Source organism: Streptomyces sp. NPDC029122, assembly GCF_055569445.1.
Map to the genome: position 1 here is coordinate 41,933 of NZ_JBVHWK010000025.1, position 15,029 is coordinate 56,961.

The 15,029-nt window shown below is 74.5% G+C and carries 15 protein-coding genes; 7 read left to right on the top strand and 8 right to left on the bottom strand.

Annotated elements, in window-relative coordinates:
* Positions 1–95: 95 nt before the first annotated feature.
* The 4 genes from ACZ4WZ_RS25685 (at position 96) to ACZ4WZ_RS25700 (ending at position 3,072) form a co-directional block, all read left to right on the top strand.
* Positions 96–839 carry a class I SAM-dependent methyltransferase gene (locus ACZ4WZ_RS25685; protein ID WP_388936019.1) on the top strand — a complete coding sequence of 248 codons (744 nt, stop codon included), beginning with the start codon at positions 96–98 and terminating at the stop codon, positions 837–839.
* Positions 836–1,924 (top strand): prenyltransferase/squalene oxidase repeat-containing protein, encoded by a 1,089-nt coding sequence (locus ACZ4WZ_RS25690; RefSeq protein WP_467893811.1) that lies wholly within the window; start codon positions 836–838, stop codon positions 1,922–1,924. The genes ACZ4WZ_RS25685 and ACZ4WZ_RS25690 overlap by 4 nt, the downstream gene beginning before the upstream one ends.
* A gap of 162 nt (positions 1,925–2,086) precedes the next feature.
* Positions 2,087–2,659 (top strand): hypothetical protein, encoded by a 573-nt coding sequence (locus ACZ4WZ_RS25695; RefSeq protein ID WP_467893924.1) that lies wholly within the window; start codon positions 2,087–2,089, stop codon positions 2,657–2,659.
* Between the two features lie 26 nt (positions 2,660–2,685).
* Positions 2,686–3,072: a hypothetical protein gene (locus ACZ4WZ_RS25700; RefSeq protein WP_467893813.1), complete on the top strand. Its 387-nt coding sequence runs from the start codon at positions 2,686–2,688 to the stop codon at positions 3,070–3,072.
* A 7-nt stretch (positions 3,073–3,079) separates the two neighbouring features.
* On the opposite strand, the gene ACZ4WZ_RS25705 is transcribed toward ACZ4WZ_RS25700, so the two are convergent.
* The 8 genes from ACZ4WZ_RS25705 to ACZ4WZ_RS25740 all read right to left on the bottom strand — a co-directional run bounded on the left by ACZ4WZ_RS25705 (position 3,080) and on the right by ACZ4WZ_RS25740 (position 9,532).
* Positions 3,080–4,090: an LLM class F420-dependent oxidoreductase gene (locus ACZ4WZ_RS25705; RefSeq protein ID WP_467893815.1), complete on the bottom strand. Its 1,011-nt coding sequence runs from the start codon at positions 4,088–4,090 to the stop codon at positions 3,080–3,082.
* Between the two features lie 149 nt (positions 4,091–4,239).
* Entirely contained in the window at positions 4,240–5,454 is a 1,215-nt protein-coding gene (locus tag ACZ4WZ_RS25710) for an IS30 family transposase (RefSeq protein WP_467893816.1), read from the bottom strand.
* 86 nt (positions 5,455–5,540) lie between these two features.
* The gene (locus tag ACZ4WZ_RS25715) at positions 5,541–6,332 is read right to left on the bottom strand and encodes a DUF5336 domain-containing protein (RefSeq protein WP_467893818.1); all 792 of its coding nucleotides are present in this window, start codon (positions 6,330–6,332) and stop codon (positions 5,541–5,543) included.
* Positions 6,333–6,448: 116 nt separating this feature from the next.
* Positions 6,449–7,438: an N-acetylmuramoyl-L-alanine amidase gene (locus ACZ4WZ_RS25720; protein ID WP_467893820.1), complete on the bottom strand. Its 990-nt coding sequence runs from the start codon at positions 7,436–7,438 to the stop codon at positions 6,449–6,451.
* A 166-nt stretch (positions 7,439–7,604) separates the two neighbouring features.
* Complete coding sequence (locus ACZ4WZ_RS25725; RefSeq protein ID WP_467893822.1) at positions 7,605–8,249, bottom strand: class I SAM-dependent methyltransferase; 645 nt, start codon at positions 8,247–8,249, stop codon at positions 7,605–7,607.
* Positions 8,250–8,359: 110 nt separating this feature from the next.
* A complete protein-coding gene (locus tag ACZ4WZ_RS25730; RefSeq protein ID WP_467893824.1) occupies positions 8,360–8,587 on the bottom strand; it encodes a hypothetical protein in 228 nt (75 codons plus the stop codon).
* Between the two features lie 168 nt (positions 8,588–8,755).
* The gene (locus ACZ4WZ_RS25735) at positions 8,756–9,013 is read right to left on the bottom strand and encodes a hypothetical protein (RefSeq protein ID WP_467893826.1); all 258 of its coding nucleotides are present in this window, start codon (positions 9,011–9,013) and stop codon (positions 8,756–8,758) included.
* 108 nt (positions 9,014–9,121) lie between these two features.
* The gene (locus ACZ4WZ_RS25740; RefSeq protein WP_467893828.1) at positions 9,122–9,532 is read right to left on the bottom strand and encodes a DUF3224 domain-containing protein; all 411 of its coding nucleotides are present in this window, start codon (positions 9,530–9,532) and stop codon (positions 9,122–9,124) included.
* 99 nt (positions 9,533–9,631) lie between these two features.
* On the opposite strand from ACZ4WZ_RS25740, the gene ACZ4WZ_RS25745 reads away from it, so the two are divergent.
* The 3 genes from ACZ4WZ_RS25745 to ACZ4WZ_RS25755 all read left to right on the top strand — a co-directional run bounded on the left by ACZ4WZ_RS25745 (position 9,632) and on the right by ACZ4WZ_RS25755 (position 15,000).
* A complete protein-coding gene (locus ACZ4WZ_RS25745; protein ID WP_467893829.1) occupies positions 9,632–10,636 on the top strand; it encodes a helix-turn-helix transcriptional regulator in 1,005 nt (334 codons plus the stop codon).
* Positions 10,637–10,766: 130 nt separating this feature from the next.
* Positions 10,767–12,476, top strand: a complete 1,710-nt coding sequence (locus ACZ4WZ_RS25750; RefSeq protein WP_467893830.1) for a serine/threonine-protein kinase — start codon at positions 10,767–10,769, stop codon at positions 12,474–12,476.
* A gap of 358 nt (positions 12,477–12,834) precedes the next feature.
* On the top strand, positions 12,835–15,000 hold the full coding sequence (locus ACZ4WZ_RS25755) for an acyl-CoA dehydrogenase (RefSeq protein ID WP_467893831.1): 2,166 nt from the start codon (positions 12,835–12,837) through the stop codon (positions 14,998–15,000).
* Positions 15,001–15,029: the final 29 nt, after the last annotated feature.

The window sequence follows — 15,029 nt, forward strand, 5'->3', positions numbered from 1 at the left end:
AAGCGCCCCGACCACGTCGAGCGCCCCGGGCGCCACCTGGCAGTTCTTCTCATCCGCAACACCCTTCACCCCCGTGACCGCGAAGGCAGGACCCCGTGCTGACCGTCGATTTCTCCCGGTTCCCGCTCGCCGCAGGCGACCGCGTGCTCGATCTGGGCTGCGGCGCAGGCCGGCACGCCTTCGAGTGCTACCGGCGCGGCGCCCAGGTCGTCGCCGTCGACCGCAACGGCGAGGAGATCCGCGAGGTAGCCAAGTGGTTCGCCGCCATGAAGGAGGCCGGTGAGGCCCCGGCCGGCGCCACCGCCACCGCCATGGAGGGCGACGCCCTGGCGCTGCCCTTCCCGGACGAGTCCTTCGACGTCGTCATCATCTCCGAGGTCATGGAGCACATCCCCGACGACAAGGGCGTGCTCGCCGAGATGGTGCGCGTGCTCAAGCCCGGCGGGCGCATCGCGGTGACCGTCCCGCGCTACGGCCCGGAGAAGGTCTGCTGGGCGCTGTCGGACGCCTACCACGAGGTCGAGGGCGGCCACATCCGCATCTACAAGGCGGACGAGCTGCTCGGCAAGATGGAGGCCGCGGGCCTCAAGCCGTACGGCACCCACCACGCGCACGGCCTGCACTCCCCGTACTGGTGGCTCAAGTGCGCGTTCGGCGTCGACAACGACAAGGCGCTGCCCGTCAAGGCGTACCACAAGCTCCTGGTCTGGGACATCATGAAGAAGCCGCTGGCCACCCGCCTCGCCGAGCAGGCCCTCAATCCGCTCATCGGCAAGAGCTTCGTGGCGTACGCGACCAAGCCCCACCTGCCCGTCGGCGCAGCCGGCTCCGCCCAGTGAGCTCGCCGGGGCGCACCGTGCCGGAACACCTCGTCCTGGACGGCGTACTGACCGCCGAGCAGGCCGCGCGGACCGTGGCGGGGATCCTGGCCGCGCAGCGCGCGGACGGGGCCATACCGTGGTTCCGCGGCCACCACCTCGACCCGTGGGACCACACCGAGGCCGCGATGGCCCTCGACGCGGCGGGCGAGCACGAGGCGGCCGAGCGGGCCTACGCCTGGCTGGCCCGGCACCAGAACCAGGACGGCTCCTGGTACGCGGCCTACGCGGACCGGCCCGACGGTGTGGACACGGACGCGCCGCAGGACGCGAGCCGGGAGTCCAACTTCGTCGCGTACATAGCGGTCGGCGTCTGGCACCACTACCTGGCGACCGGCGACGACACCTTCCTGGACCGGATGTGGCCGTCGGTGGTCGCGGCCGTCGAGTTCGTCCTCGCGCTCCAGCAGCCGGGCGGCGAGATCGGCTGGAAGCGGGAGGCGGACGGCACCGTCGTCACCGACGCCCTGCTGACCGGTTCCTCCTCCATCCACCAGGCGCTGCGCTGCGCGCTGGCCATCGCGGACCACCGGGGTGACCCGCAGCCGGACTGGGAGCTGGCGACGGGCGCGCTCGCGCACGCGATACGCCGGCACCCGGAGCGGTTCCTGGACAAGGACCGCTACTCGATGGACTGGTACTACCCGGTCCTGGGCGGGGCGCTGTCGGGCCCGGAGGCGAAGGCGCGGATCGAACGGCGCTGGGAGGAGTTCGTGGTCCCGGACCTCGGGGTGCGGTGCGTGCTGCCGAACCCGTGGGTGACGGGCGGCGAGTCCTGCGAGCTGGCGCTGACCCTGTGGGTGATGGGCGAGTCGGACCGGGCGCTGGAGATCCTGCGCTCGATCGGGCACCTGCGCGCCGAGAACGGCATGTACTGGACGGGGTACGTCTTCGAGGACCGGGCGGTGTGGCCGGTGGAGCAGACGACCTGGACGGCCGGTTCGCTGCTGCTCGCGGTGGCGGCACTGGGCGGGGACGGGGCGACCGGGGAGGTCTTCGGCGGGCTGGCCCTGCCGTCGGGCCTGGAACCGGACTGCTGCCGCTGACGTCCCGCGGGGGACCCCCCGAACGGGTCCCCCGGGTGGTGGGGCCGGGTGCCGGGGGTGAGGCTGCGGGGGACACCTCAGTCCCCGGAGGAAACCGTGGCCGTATCCGCAACCGTCCGTATCCGTCGAGCCCTCACGGCGGTGGTGCTGTCCACCGCGCTGCTGGCCGGTGCCACCGCGTGCGGCAGCGGCGGCGACCGGGGGCAGCGGGGGGAGGTCTCCTCGGCCGCCGCCGCGGAGCTGGCCGCCCTCGCCGTGGCGGAGACGGACGCGGCCGCCGCCGACGAGCTGGCCGCCGTGACGCCGACGCCGAGCACCGAGGCCGAGAGGCAGAAGTTCGCCAAGACGCGGTTCGTCGCCAACGCCGGCCTCGCGGCCGGGGCGACGTACCAGTGGATCGTCAAGCCGTACCGCGAGGGCAAGTTCAAGAAGGGCGCGAAGGGGCGTACGTTCGCGCTGATCAAGGCGGGGCTCGCGGGGGCCTTCGCGTACAACCGGCTGAAGGCGGCCGCCGAGAACGCCAAGGGCGACCCGCTGCTGTCGAAGGCGATGGGCCCGCTGACGGCGGGCATCGATTCCCTCAAGGGGCTGGGCAACAAGCTCCGCAAGGGCGAGGCGGGCGACGCCGACATCGACGCCTTCAACAACGTCATCGGCGGGGTCAAGGAAGCCGGCAAGAACGCGGGCGCCGTGGTGACCGACAAGGTGCCGAGCACCTCGCAGCTGACCGGCTGAGCCGCCCGCCTGTTTCAATGGCGGATGTGATCGAGTTCCTGTTCCTCTCCCTCGCGGTCGGCGGGCTGGGCTGGCTGCTGCGGCGCAGGCACCGGCAGCGGCTGGCGGCCGGCGGTCCCGCCGGGATCCCGGGCATGGCCCGGATCCCGGCGGGCGAGGGGCGTTGGCGCCCCGGCCGGCTGTACGCGGACCAGGGCGCGGCCCGCTGGCAGCCCGCCCGGCGCCCGGCCGTGCCCCTGGCCGGCGCCCGGGCCACCGCCGTCCGGGTGCCCTCCGTACGGGAGGGGATCTCCATCAACCCGGGCTCGCGGATCGTGGCCTGTGCCCTGGAGGGCGGGGGGACGATGGAGATCGCCGTGATGCCGCTGGACCTGCGCGCGCTCCTCGAAGCCGTGCCGGAAGAGACCCCTTAGTCCCGGCTCAGGCGTTGAGCTCCGCCAGCACCCTCAGGGTGTGCGGGTCCGGGGCCGTGACGAGCAGGTCGGTGACGGGGCCCCCGCGCCACAGTTCCAGGCGTTCCGCGATCCGCTCGCGGGGCCCGACGAGGGAGATCTCGTCGGCGAACGCGTCCGGGACGGCGAGCACCGCCTCCTCCCTGCGCCCCGCCAGGAACAGTTCCCGGATGCGCCGGGCCTCGGCCTCGTAGCCCATGCGGCCCATCAGGTCGGCGTGGAAGTTCCGGGTGGCGTGGCCCATGCCGCCGATGTAGAAGCCGAGCATCGCCTTGACGGGGAGCAGCCCTTCGGCGACGTCCTCGCAGACCTCGGCACGGGCCATCGGGGCGATCATGAACCCGTCGGGGAGGTCCGTCAGCGAGGCCCGGTAGACGTCGGTGCGGGTGGGTGACCAGTAGAGGGGCAGCCAGCCGTCCGCGATGCGGGTGGTCTGGGCGATGTTCTTGGGGCCCTCGGCGCCGAGCAGCAGCGGGAGGTCCGCGCGCAGCGGGTGGGTGATGGGCTTGAGGGGTTTGCCGCTGCCCGTGCCGTCCTGCCCGCGGTAGGGGTGGCTGTGGAAGCGGCCGTCCAGGGTGACCGGGCCCTCGCGGCGCAGCACCTGGCGGACGACGTCCACGTACTCCCGGGTCGCGGTGAGCGGGCTCGCGGGGAACGGGCGCCCGTACCAGCCCTCCACCACCTGCGGCCCGGACAGGCCGAGGCCGAGCATCATCCGGCCGCCGGAGAGGTGGTCGAGGGTGAGGGCGTGCATGGCGGTGGCGGTGGGGGTCCGGGCGGCCATCTGGGCGATGGCGGTGCCGAGCCGGATGCGGGAGGTGTGCGCGGCGATCCAGGTCAGCGGGGTGAAGGCGTCGGAACCCCAGGCCTCGGCGGTCCACACCGAGTGGTAGCCGAGGCGTTCGGCCTCGGTGGCGAGGCCGAGGTGGGCGGGGGCGGGTCCGCGGCCCCAGTAGCCGAGTGCGAGTCCGAGGCGCATGGACGGTCCCCTCCGCGAAGCCGGATCTGACGGTACGTCAGGTAACGTCAGGCGACTGTAGGGCACGCGCGCCCCGCCGGGAAGTGCGGAACGGCCCCCCTCCCCGTGCGGCGGTTTCTAGGGATCGTTGCAACACGTGGTTGTGTTGATCAGGCCGCGAGTAGTTTATGCAGGCGCTCGGCTGGGGTTTCCCAGCCGAGCGTTTTGCGTGGGCGGCCGTTGAGCTGGGCTGCGACGGCGTCGAGGTGCTCGCGGCTGTGGGCAGACAGGTCGGTTCCCTTGGGGAAGTACTGCCGCAGCAGGCCGTTGGTGTTCTCGTTCGAGCCGCGTTGCCAGGGGCTGGCGGGGTCGCAGAAGTAGACCGGGATGTCGGTGGCGAGGGTGAACGAGCCATGGGCTGCCATTTCGCTGCCTTGATCCCAGGTCAGCGAGCGCACCAGGTGTGCGGGCAGCGTCTGAACCGTCTCGACGAGGGCGTCGCGGACGTGTTCGGCGCTGCGGCCGTCGGGCAGGTGCAGGAGCATCACGTAGCGGGTGGCGCGTTCGACGAGGGTGCCGATCGCGGAGCCGTTGTCCTTACCGATGATCAGGTCGCCCTCCCAGTGCCCGGGCACGGCCCGGTCCTCGACCTCGGCCGGGCGGTCACTGATCATGATCATCGGGGTGGCGAAGCGGGGCTGGCGCTGCTGGGCCTGGCGTCGCGGTGTGCGGCGGGCGCGTCCCGAACGCAGTGCCTTTGCCAGCTCTCGGCGCAGTTCGCCGCGGCCCTGGACGTAGAGGGCCTGATAGATCGTTTCGTGGACCACGTGCATCTCCGGCCGGTCGGGGAACGTCCGGCGCAGACTCTCGCAGATCTGTTCCGGGCTCCACTTCAGGTCCAGGCCGTCCTGGACGAAGTCCCGCAGCGCGGTGTTCTGGCCGATCTTGCCCGGTTTGGGGCGAGGCCGGCGGGCATCGGCCCGGGCCTGGGCCGCGTGCGGCCGGTACTGGCCATTGAACGGGTGCCGGTTGCGGCGTACCTCCCTGCTGACCGTGGAGGGGCTGCGGCCCAGCTCGGCGGCGATCGCACGGACCGTGGCCTTCTCCCGCAGCCGGTCAGCGATGTGGATCCGGTCCGCCTCGCGCAGATAACGCGAAGGACCGGACGAGGGCGCTACCGCTGTGAGCGGTAGCGCCCTTCCGGTCCTGCCGGACGGGGCGCGGCCATTACGCCACCGCTTCCCCGTCCGAAGGTTGATGCCGACGATCCGGCACGCTTCCCGACTGCTCACGCCTTGCTGCATGAGCTGAAGGTAGGCACGCCGTTCCTCGGTCAACGAACGGCGTCCCCGGTTGACCGAACGGTCTCGGATCTCGAAGTCCATCGCACTCCCCAGGCTGGGGTGTTGCGACGATCACTAGAACTCAAGTGCGGGGAGGGGGGCCGTACGCCGTGGTCCGGGCGGGGCGGTCAGCCGCGCTGGATCCCGGAGGTGTCGTTCAGGACGCCGCGGCGGCCGTCCTGCGTCTGCGCGATCAGCGCCGACGGGCCGCGCTGGTCGACGGCCAGGTACCAGGTGCCCGGGGCCAGTTCCGCGATCGGGACGGGGGAGCCGTCCTCGCCGTACAGGGGCCGGGCCACCGGCACCGCGAACCAGAACGGCGTGAAGTCCGCCGCCGGGGCGGCCGGCGCGTCCTGCGGGCCGGGCGCCGGGGTGCCCCCGTACGGCGGGGCGGGCTGCGGGTTGGCCCCGTAGGCCTGGGGCTGCTGCCCGCCCGGGTAGCCGTACCCGGTGCCGGGCTGGCCGCCGTACGGCTGGGGGGCGACCGGCCGGGGCTCGGGCACGAGCGGCCCGGCCAGCGCGGGGATCTTCGCACCGGCGACGGCCACGCCCGCCAGCGCGAGGTTGGCGAGGAAGGCGATGATGCAGCCGGCGCCCAGGTCGGCCCTGGCCGGGCTGGTGATCAGCGACCACAGTGCCGCCCAGGCCGCCGCCACGGCCAGCACGGTGCCCCAGGCCGTCAGGGTCAGGCCCCCGAGCTTGCGGCCCTCGGGCAGGAAGCGGGCGCCGATCAGCAGGCCGGCGGCGATGAACCCCGTCAGGAAGATGGTGGGCAGCGCCAGCCCGTAGACGTCGGTGTCCCACGCACTCGGGAGGTCCAGGCCGGTGGCGGAGTAGAAATCGAGGAACGAGGCGATGAACAGCAGCACCGCTGCTCCGATCACCACGCCGTCACCTCGAGTGAGGGAGCGGATGTTCACGTCTTGGGGTGTCCTTCTCGGTCTTGGCTGGGCGGAGCGGGCGCCCCCATGGTACGGAGCTTCGCGCGGCCGAGAGGATCGGGGCGGCGAGCCGCCCCGGGACGACTGCCGGTGAACTACCCGCCCAGGAAGCCGACGATGCCGTCGGCGATGCCCTGCGCCGCCTTCTGCCGCCACTCCGGACTCGTCAACTGCGCCGCGTCCTTGGCGTCACGCATGTTGCCGCATTCGAGGAACACCTTGGGACGCGTCGAGAGGTTGAGCCCGCCCAGGTCGTCGCGGACCACCAGCCCGGTGCCGCTGCCGAGGTAATTGGCCGGGGCGGAGCCCGTGGTGCGGCCGAAGTTGCGCGCGATGCGCTCCCCGAGGTCGCGGGAGGGGCCGACGATCTTCGTGGTGTCCGCCGCCCCGCTCTTGACCCGGGCCGGGAGGATGACGTGGAACCCCCGGTTGCCGGCGGAGGCCCCGTCGGCGTGGACGGAGACGACTGCGTCGGCCGCCGCCTCGTTGCCGATCCGGGCCCGCTCGTCGATGCAGGGGCCCCACGGGCGGTCGGCCTCGTGGGTGAAGACCACCTTGACGCCCTTGGCCTCCAGCAGCGCGCGCGCCCGGCGGGAGACGTCGAGGGAGAACTCCGCTTCCTTGTAGCCGGAGTTGGTGGTGGTGCCGGTGGTGTCGCACTCCTTGCGGTGGGTGCCGATGTCCACCAGCTTGTTGATCTCGGAGCCGTGCTGGAAGTTGCCCGTGTTGTGGCCGGGGTCGATGACGACCGTCCGGCCGGCGAGCGGGCCCTTGGCGGCGGTGGGGGCCTGCGCGCCAGCGCTCGGGGCGGGGCTCTGGGCCGGCCCCTGCGCCGGGCTGGGCGAGGCGCTGGACTTCGCGTCCGTCGAGCCCGTGGCGTGCGAGGCGGTGAGGGGCGGGCCCTCGGGCTGCCGCCCGTCGGGCCCCGGGCCGGTCAGCACCTGGGCCAGCACCCAGCCCGCCAGACAGGTCGGGGCCAGCGCCGCCAGGGCCACCGTGAGGGCGGGCCGACGCGCGAACCAGGGCCGGTCCGGGCTGATCGAGGACCGGGACTCGGGGAGCGGGGGGCTTTCGTCGTAGCGCACGTCGCGATGCTAGAACGCCCGCCCGGGCCCCGTACGGACCATGGGCCATCCGGGGGCGTGGTGTGATTGTCGTCCAATGATCCTGGACAGGCGCACTTCCGCCGGTCCCGAGGCCCGGACGCCGGCCCCGAGGCCCGGACGCCGCTCCCGAGGCCCGGACGCCGGCCTAGATGCCGGCTCCGGTACGCCGCAGCACGCGGAGGGAGTCCGTCACCGAGACCTCCTCGAAGGCGCCCGAGGCCAGGGCGCGCAGGTAGATCCGGTACGGGGCCTGGCCGCCGTCCGCCGGGTCCGGGAACACGTCGTGGATCACGAGCGTGCCGCCCTCCGCGAGGTGCGGGGCCCAGCCCTCGTAGTCACCGGTGGCGTGTTCGTCGGTGTGGCCGCCGTCGATGAAGACGAAGCCGAGCTTGCCGCCCCAGGCCGCGGCGACCTGCGGGGAGCGGCCGACGATCGCGATGACGTGCTCTTCGAGACCGGCCCGGTGCAGGGTGCGGCGGAAGGCCGGCAGGGTGTCCATCAGGCCGATCTCCGGGTCCACGACGGTCGGGTCGTGGTACTCCCAGCCGGGCTGCTGCTCCTCGCTGCCCCGGTGGTGGTCGACCGTGATCGCGGGGACGCCCGCCTCGCGGGCCGCGTCGGCCAGCAGGATCGTGGAGCGCCCGCAGTACGTGCCGACCTCCAGCAGCGGCAGCCCGAGTGCGGCGGCCGCGGCGGCCGCCCCGTACAGGGCGAGGCCCTCGCGTACGGGCATGAACCCCTTGGCGGCCTCGAAAGCGGCGAGGGTCTCCGGCTTGGGAGTGGCGGCCATGGTGGTTCCTCCGGCGGTGAGCGGCTGTGGCGGCCCATGGTGCCCTACCGCCCGGTAGGGCACCATGCCGGGGTCCGCGCCCTCGCGGGCCGCCCGCATCCCGTCAGCCGTCACCCCCCGGACTGGGTGTAGCCCCCGCCTGTGGCCACCTTGCAGGCAGGGCATTCCGCCGTGGCTCCTACGATGCCGCCCGACGGGGCGTCGACCCCTTCGGACTCCACGACCTCTGTGCCGGTGACACCGCCGTCGACCGGGGGCGTCGGAGTGGTGACCGTCTGGTCGGTGCTCTGGGCGCAGCTGACGTTCTGCGTGCCGTTGAAGGTGTTCCCGATGCCCATCCCTGTCCGGAGGGGTAACGCACCGCTCCGACCGCCGGGTTGTTGAAGGCCGGGATCAGGTCGTCGTCGGCGGCGGCTCCGCCGGCGGAGAGGATGACAGCGCGGTGGCGGTCGAACACACGAGGGCAAGTCCTCCGGCGAGTCTCATGCGGACAGTCCTGTCGCCGGCTACTTGAGCAGGGTGCCGAGACCGGTGGCGTTGGCCGGCGCCGGCGACAGCCCGGAAGCGAGGCCGGCGATCTGGCGCTTGGCGTCCTCGACTGTCGGAGTGAGGAAGCGCAGCGACAGCAGGTTGTCCAGGCTGAGGGGACTGGCGCTCGGGCGCCCGGGGGTGGGAGCGGCCTGGGCGGCGGGAGCGGAGGCGAGGCCTACGGCGAGGGCCAGGGCGGCGCCCGACAGGACACGGGTGAGGGTGAGGTGGGCCATGACCGCACCAACGCCGCCCGGCCCGGCCGGTTGTGGGCCCTGGGCCGTGCGGGTTGCTTCTTTCGCCCGACTGGCCGCGCAGGCCCGGCGGTTGCTCCACAGCCGGTCTCAGCCGAGGTCGTAGTCGAAGGTGTAGGCGACGGACGGTTCGCCGTGCCGGGCGAGGAAGGTGCCGGCGCCGCGCAGGCCGGTCAGCTCGCCGGTGCCGGAACCGGGCACGACCTCGAAGGCGCAGTGGGTCGTGCCGTCCTCCAGGAAGGTGCCGCGTTCCTCGACGGCGAAGCCGCCCACGCGGCCGTCGAGGCTGCCGGTGACCAGCTCCACGCCGGTGTACGAGCCGGTCGTCGCGGTCATGTAGGCGATCGTGTACGCGCAGACGGTGCCGACGGCCTCGATGCCGCCGGAGAAGGTGTTGACGACCGAGGCGTGGGCGAGCCGCGGCAGGGCGTCGGCCGGGCCGACGGGGCGCTCCTCCCAGTCCGCGAAGGTGAAGTGGCCGGTGGCGGTGCGCGTGGGCATGGGGATCCTTCCGAGGGCAGCGGGGGCTTTCCCCGCGCTGTGACCAGCCTGGACGGCGTACCTGACACCTCCTGTCAGGTACGCGGCCACAATGGGCCCATGCGCGCCGACCGGCTTCTCTCCCTGCTCCTGCTGCTCCAGAACCGCGGCCTGATGACCGCCCCGGAACTGGCGGCGGAACTGGAGGTGTCCGTCCGCACGGTGTACCGGGACATCGAGGCGCTCGGCGCGGCCGGCGTGCCCGTCCGCGCCGACCGGGGCCCCTCGGGCGGGTACCGGCTGATGGACGGCTACCGCACGCGCCTGACGGGGCTCACCGACGCCGAGGCGGCCTCGCTGGTCCTGGCCGGGGTGCCGGGACCCGCGCGGGAGCTGGGGCTGGGCGCCGTGCTGGCCACCGCCCAGCTGAAGCTCCAGGCCGCGCTGCCGGCCGGACCGGCGGACCGGGCCCGCCTCGTACGGGACCGCTTCCACCTCGACGCGCCCGCCTGGTTCCGGGACGCGGACCCGGTGCCGCACCTGGCGGCGGTCGCCCGCGCGGTGTGGGAGCAGCGCGCGGTGCGGGTGGAGTACCGGCGCTGGTCGGGCGAGCCGCGGCAGGCGGCGCTGCACCCGCTGGGCATCGTCCTCAAGAGCGGCATCTGGTACCTCGTCGCGGCCCCGGCGGAGGGGAGCGCCCGCACCTACCGGGTGTCGCGGCTGCTGTCGGTGCGGGAGACGGGGGAGGGCTTCGAGCGGCCCGCCCGGTTCGTGCTGGAGGAGTACTGGGCTGAGTCCTCCCGGCGGCTGGAGGCCGCGCTCCGGCAGGGGGTGGCACGGCTGCGGGTCTCGCCGCGTGCGCAGCGGCTGCTGCCCGTGCAGTTCGGGGCGGCGGGGGCGGGGGCCCTGGAGGGCGCCGGGCCCCCGGACGAGGACGGCTGGGCGGAGGTGGAGCTGCCGGTGGAGTCGCGGGCCGTCGCCGTGGGGGACCTGCTCCGGCTGGGCGCGGAGGCGGAGGTCCTCGGCCCGCCGGAGCTGCGGGCGGCGGTGGTCGGGGCCGTCGGGGTACTCGCCGCGAGGTACGCGGTACCCGCTCCGGGGACGGGAGTTGACGGGTCGGTATGATCCCCTCCCGTACCTGGAGGGCGGGATCCGTCCGCGGGGCCGGGGCCGGGCGGGCCGGGCCGGGAGGCGACGGAGGCCGGGGCGATCGCCCGCGCCGGGCCGGCGGCGATGCCGCGATGAGGGGGCTGCTGTGGAGCCGTTAGGGCCGTCGGGTCCGTCGTACGTGGGGCCGTTCCGGGTGCTGGGCGTGCTCGGCGAGGGCGGGATGGGCAGGGTGCTGCTCGGCGCCGCGCCGGACGGGCGGCTGGTCGCCGTCAAACAGGTCCTCGCGCGGTTCGCCGACGACGAGGGCTTCCGCGCCCGGTTCCGGCGGGAGGTCGCCGCCTCCCGGAGGGTGTCCGGGGCCTATACGGCGGCCGTGATGGAGTCCGACGCGGACGCGCCGACCCCCTGGCTGGCCTCGGTGTTCGTCTCCGGTCCGTCGCTGGGGGCGGCCGTGGCCGAGGTCGGGGCGCTTCCCGAGGAGACCGTACGCCGCCTCGCGGCCGGCCTGGCGTCCGCGCTCGCGGAGATCCACCGGGCGGGGCTGGTCCACCGTGACCTGAAGCCCGAGAACGTACTGCTCACCGAGGACGGCGTCCGGGTGATCGACCTGGGCATCGCACGGGCGGCCGAGAGCGGGGTCGACACTCGGCTGACGCACACGGGCCTGGTGATCGGCTCACCGCCCTTCATGTCGCCCGAGCAGGCCGAGGGGCGCGAACTCACGGCGGCCAGCGACGTGTTCTCCCTCGGGTCGGTGCTGTACCTGGCGGTCACGGGGCGCAACCCGTTCGCGGCGTCGTCGACCCTCCAGACCCTGTACGACGTGGTGCACGCGGAGCCCGAGCTGTCGGCCGTCCCGGCGGGGCTGCGGGAGGTCGTGGAGCGCTGCATGGCCAAGGACCCCGCCGCCCGGCCGTCCCCGGCGGACCTGTTCGCCCTCCTCGGCCCGGTCGCCCCGTCGGGCCGTCAGCCGTGGCCTCCGGCGGTGCACCGCATGATCGCCGAGCAGGGCGCGGCCATCGACCGCCTGCTGGGCGGCGGCCCGCGGGAACCGGCGACGCTCGTGGCCGAGGTGGTGCCGGAGCGGGAGCAGGCACCGGCACCGGCGTCGACGGGGCAGCCGCAGCCGCAGCCGGCGCGGGTTCCGGATCCACGGCCCGCCCTCGTACCCCTGCCGGAGGATCCGCCCGTCACCGTGGGCGCCCTGACCTCCGCGCCGCCCCGGCGCCGCGTGCTCCGCGTGGCCGGGCCGCTGGCGGCGGCCGTCGCGCTGGTGGCGGCCGGTACGGGCGTATGGGCGTACGGGCAGCAGGCCGGTGGGTGGTGGGGCGAGACGGTGCACACGAAGCTGGACCGCTGCGATACGGCGGCCGCCAAGCTGCCGCTGCCGCCCGGGGCGGAGCCGGCGCCGACGCTGGAAACCGTCCTGCCGGAGCGCGGTGGCGGCCCCACCACCTCGGTGCGCTGCTACTGGTTCGGCGGGGGGAAGCCCCGCGTGATCGCGGAGTGGTCCCTGAAGCTCAACGCGGAGGGCGGCGGCCGGGAGGGGCGGGAGGAGCAGCGGGAGCGGCTCGCCTCGGAGCGGCGGACGGTGCGGGCGGCCGTGCGGACGGTGGAGCAGACGAAGGTGGGGCTCGGCGACGAGACGCTGTGGAAGGACAGCTGCGAACTCGTGGTCCGGGACGGGAACCTCAGGCTCTACGTGTGGAGCGGAGGCGATTCGGATCAAAGCCAGGCGGATGACGGCGCGTCGGACGAAAGCGGGGCGAGCGGGTCGCCCGCCCCGCCGTCCGGGTGCCGGAAAGAAGCCGTGGCGATCGCCCGAGCCGCCCTCGCGGCCGTGCCGGCCGGCTGAGGGCGGGGGGCAGCTCCCGCCGGGCGGCGCGACGCGGCGCGGGTTGCTCGTGCCGCGGTCGCCCTCCAGGAGCCGCATCGGGCGCAGCGGCCGGTCCGCGTCGCGGCGGTGGCCCAGCCAGCCGCAGCCGTTGCACCTCCACCACTGTTCGGGCCTCGGCGACGGTGGTGCCCCGTCCCAGCGGTTGCGGCGGTACGAGACGCTCAGCGCGGTCAGTGCTCTCCCGCAGTGCGGGCAGTCCGGGCTGATGGGGGGCGGCCCACAGCACCCGGGCCGCTGCCGAAGGGGCGTACGGGGTGCCGAGAAGAGCCCGTTCCTGACCTTCCGTCAGATTGGAACGTGTTCTACTCTGCCGCGCATGGGCATCGGAATCACGCGGGAACAGCGGGAGTTGGCCGACGCCGTGCGCGGCTGGGTGGCGCGGACCGTACCGCCCGAGGAGGTGCGCAAGCTGCTCGACGCCCCGCCGCGGACGGGGGTCCGGCCCGGCTACTGGGACGGGCTGGTGGAATCCGGGCTGGCGGTGCCCCACCTGGCGGGCGGCACCCTGCTGGATCTGGCCGTCGTGGTGGAGGAGGCCGCCCGGGCGGCGCTGCCCGGGCCCTTCCTGCCGAGCGCGCTGGCCTCCGTACTCCTGCAACGGGCGGGGGCCGAGCCGCTCGACGGCCGTATCGGGGCGGTCGCCCTGGGCCCCGGCACGCTCACCGCCGTCCCCGTCGAAGGCGCCGGATGGCGGCTGGACGGGGAGGCGCCCCCCGTGCTCGGCGGGGGCGAGGCCGACCTGGTGGTCCTCGCCGCCGTGGCGGAGGGCGCCACCCGCTGGTTCGCGGTCGACGCCGCCGCGCTCGGCATCCGCACCCACGAGGGCGCCGACCCCACCCGCCCCACCGCCGAGGTCCGGGCGCGGAACGCCGCCGTCCCGCCCGGCGGGCTGCTGCGGCTCGACACCGCCCTCGTCCGGGACCTGGCCTGCGCCCTCTTCGCCGCCGACGCCTGCGGCACCGCCGCCTGGGCGGTGCACACCGCCGCCGAGCACGCCAGGACGCGCGAGCAGTTCGGCAGCCCCATCGGCCGCTTCCAGGGCGTCAAGCACCTGTGCGCCGACATGCTGGTCCGCCTCGAACAGGCCCGGGCCCTCGCCTGGGACGCCGCGAACAGCGCGGACGACACCCCGCCGGTACGCTCGCTCGTCACCGCCCTCGCCGCCGCGACCGCCCTCGACGCCGCGTACTCCTGCGCCAAGGACTGCATCCAGATCCTCGGCGGCATCGGCTTCACCTGGGAACACGACGCCCACCTCTACCTGCGCCGCTCCCTCGTCGCCCGCCAGCTCCTGGGCCCCGGCGACGGCCACCGCGTCCGCGCCGCGCGCCTCGCCGCGGCCGGCGCCCGGCGCGAGCTGCGCCTCGAACTGCCGCCCGAGGCCGAGACGCACCGGGCGGCCGCCCGCGCCGCCATCGGGGCCGCCCGCGGCCTCGACCCGGCCGCCGCCCGCCGGGTGCTGGCCCCCACCGGGTACGCGGCCCCCCACCTCCCGCCCCCGTACGGACTCGGCGCCGGGCCCGTCGAGCAGCTCGTCGTCCAGCAGGAGCTGAGGGAGGCCGGCGTCAGGCTCGCCGACCTCGGCATCGCCACCTGGGTGGTGCCGTCGCTGCTCGCCTACGGGACCGACGCGCAGCGCGCCGCCCACGTCCTGCCGGCCCTGCGCGGGGACACGACCTGGTGCCAGCTCTTCTCGGAGCCCGGCGCGGGCTCCGACCTGGCCTCCCTGCGGACGCGCGCCGAACGCGCCGCCGACGGTTCCTGGAAGGTCAACGGGCAGAAGGTGTGGACGAGTTCCGCGCACACCGCCGACTTCGGGATCCTGCTGGCCCGGACCGATCCGGCCGCGCCCAAGCACAAGGGGCTCGGGTACTTCGTCGTCGACATGAAGAACACCCCCGGCATCGAGATCCGCCCGCTCAGGGAGATCACCGGCGAGGCCCTCTTCAACGAGGTCTGGTTCGAGGACGCCGTGCTCCCGGCCGACGCCCTGGTCGGGGAGGCCGGCGGCGGGTGGCGGGTCGCCCGCAACACCCTCGGCAACGAGCGCGTCCACATGGCCGACCAGATGAGCTTCGACGCCGCCCCGGGGCCGGGCGGCCCGGGAGCCGCCTCGGGTCTGGAGGCACTGATCGCCAGGTCGGCGGAGCTCGACGGCCCGTACCCGGCCCGCATCGGCGCGCTCGCCGCCGAGGCGCACGCCCTCGCCTGCATCGGCCTGCGGACCACCCTCCAGCAGGTGTCCGGGCTGGATCCGGGCGCGGGGGCGTCCGTACGCAAGCTCGTGCAGACCCCCCACCAGCAGCGGACCGCCGAACTGGTCCTGGAACTGCTCGGCCCGGCGGGCGCGGTGCGGGAGGGCGCGGGGGAGCGGGCGGTGCACGGGATGCTCATGTCCCGCTGCCTGACCATCGCCGGGGGCACCACACAGGTCCAGCTCAACGTCGTCGCCGAGCGGATCCTCGGCCTCCCCAGGGACTGACGGACTTACGGACTACGGGACTTACGGAC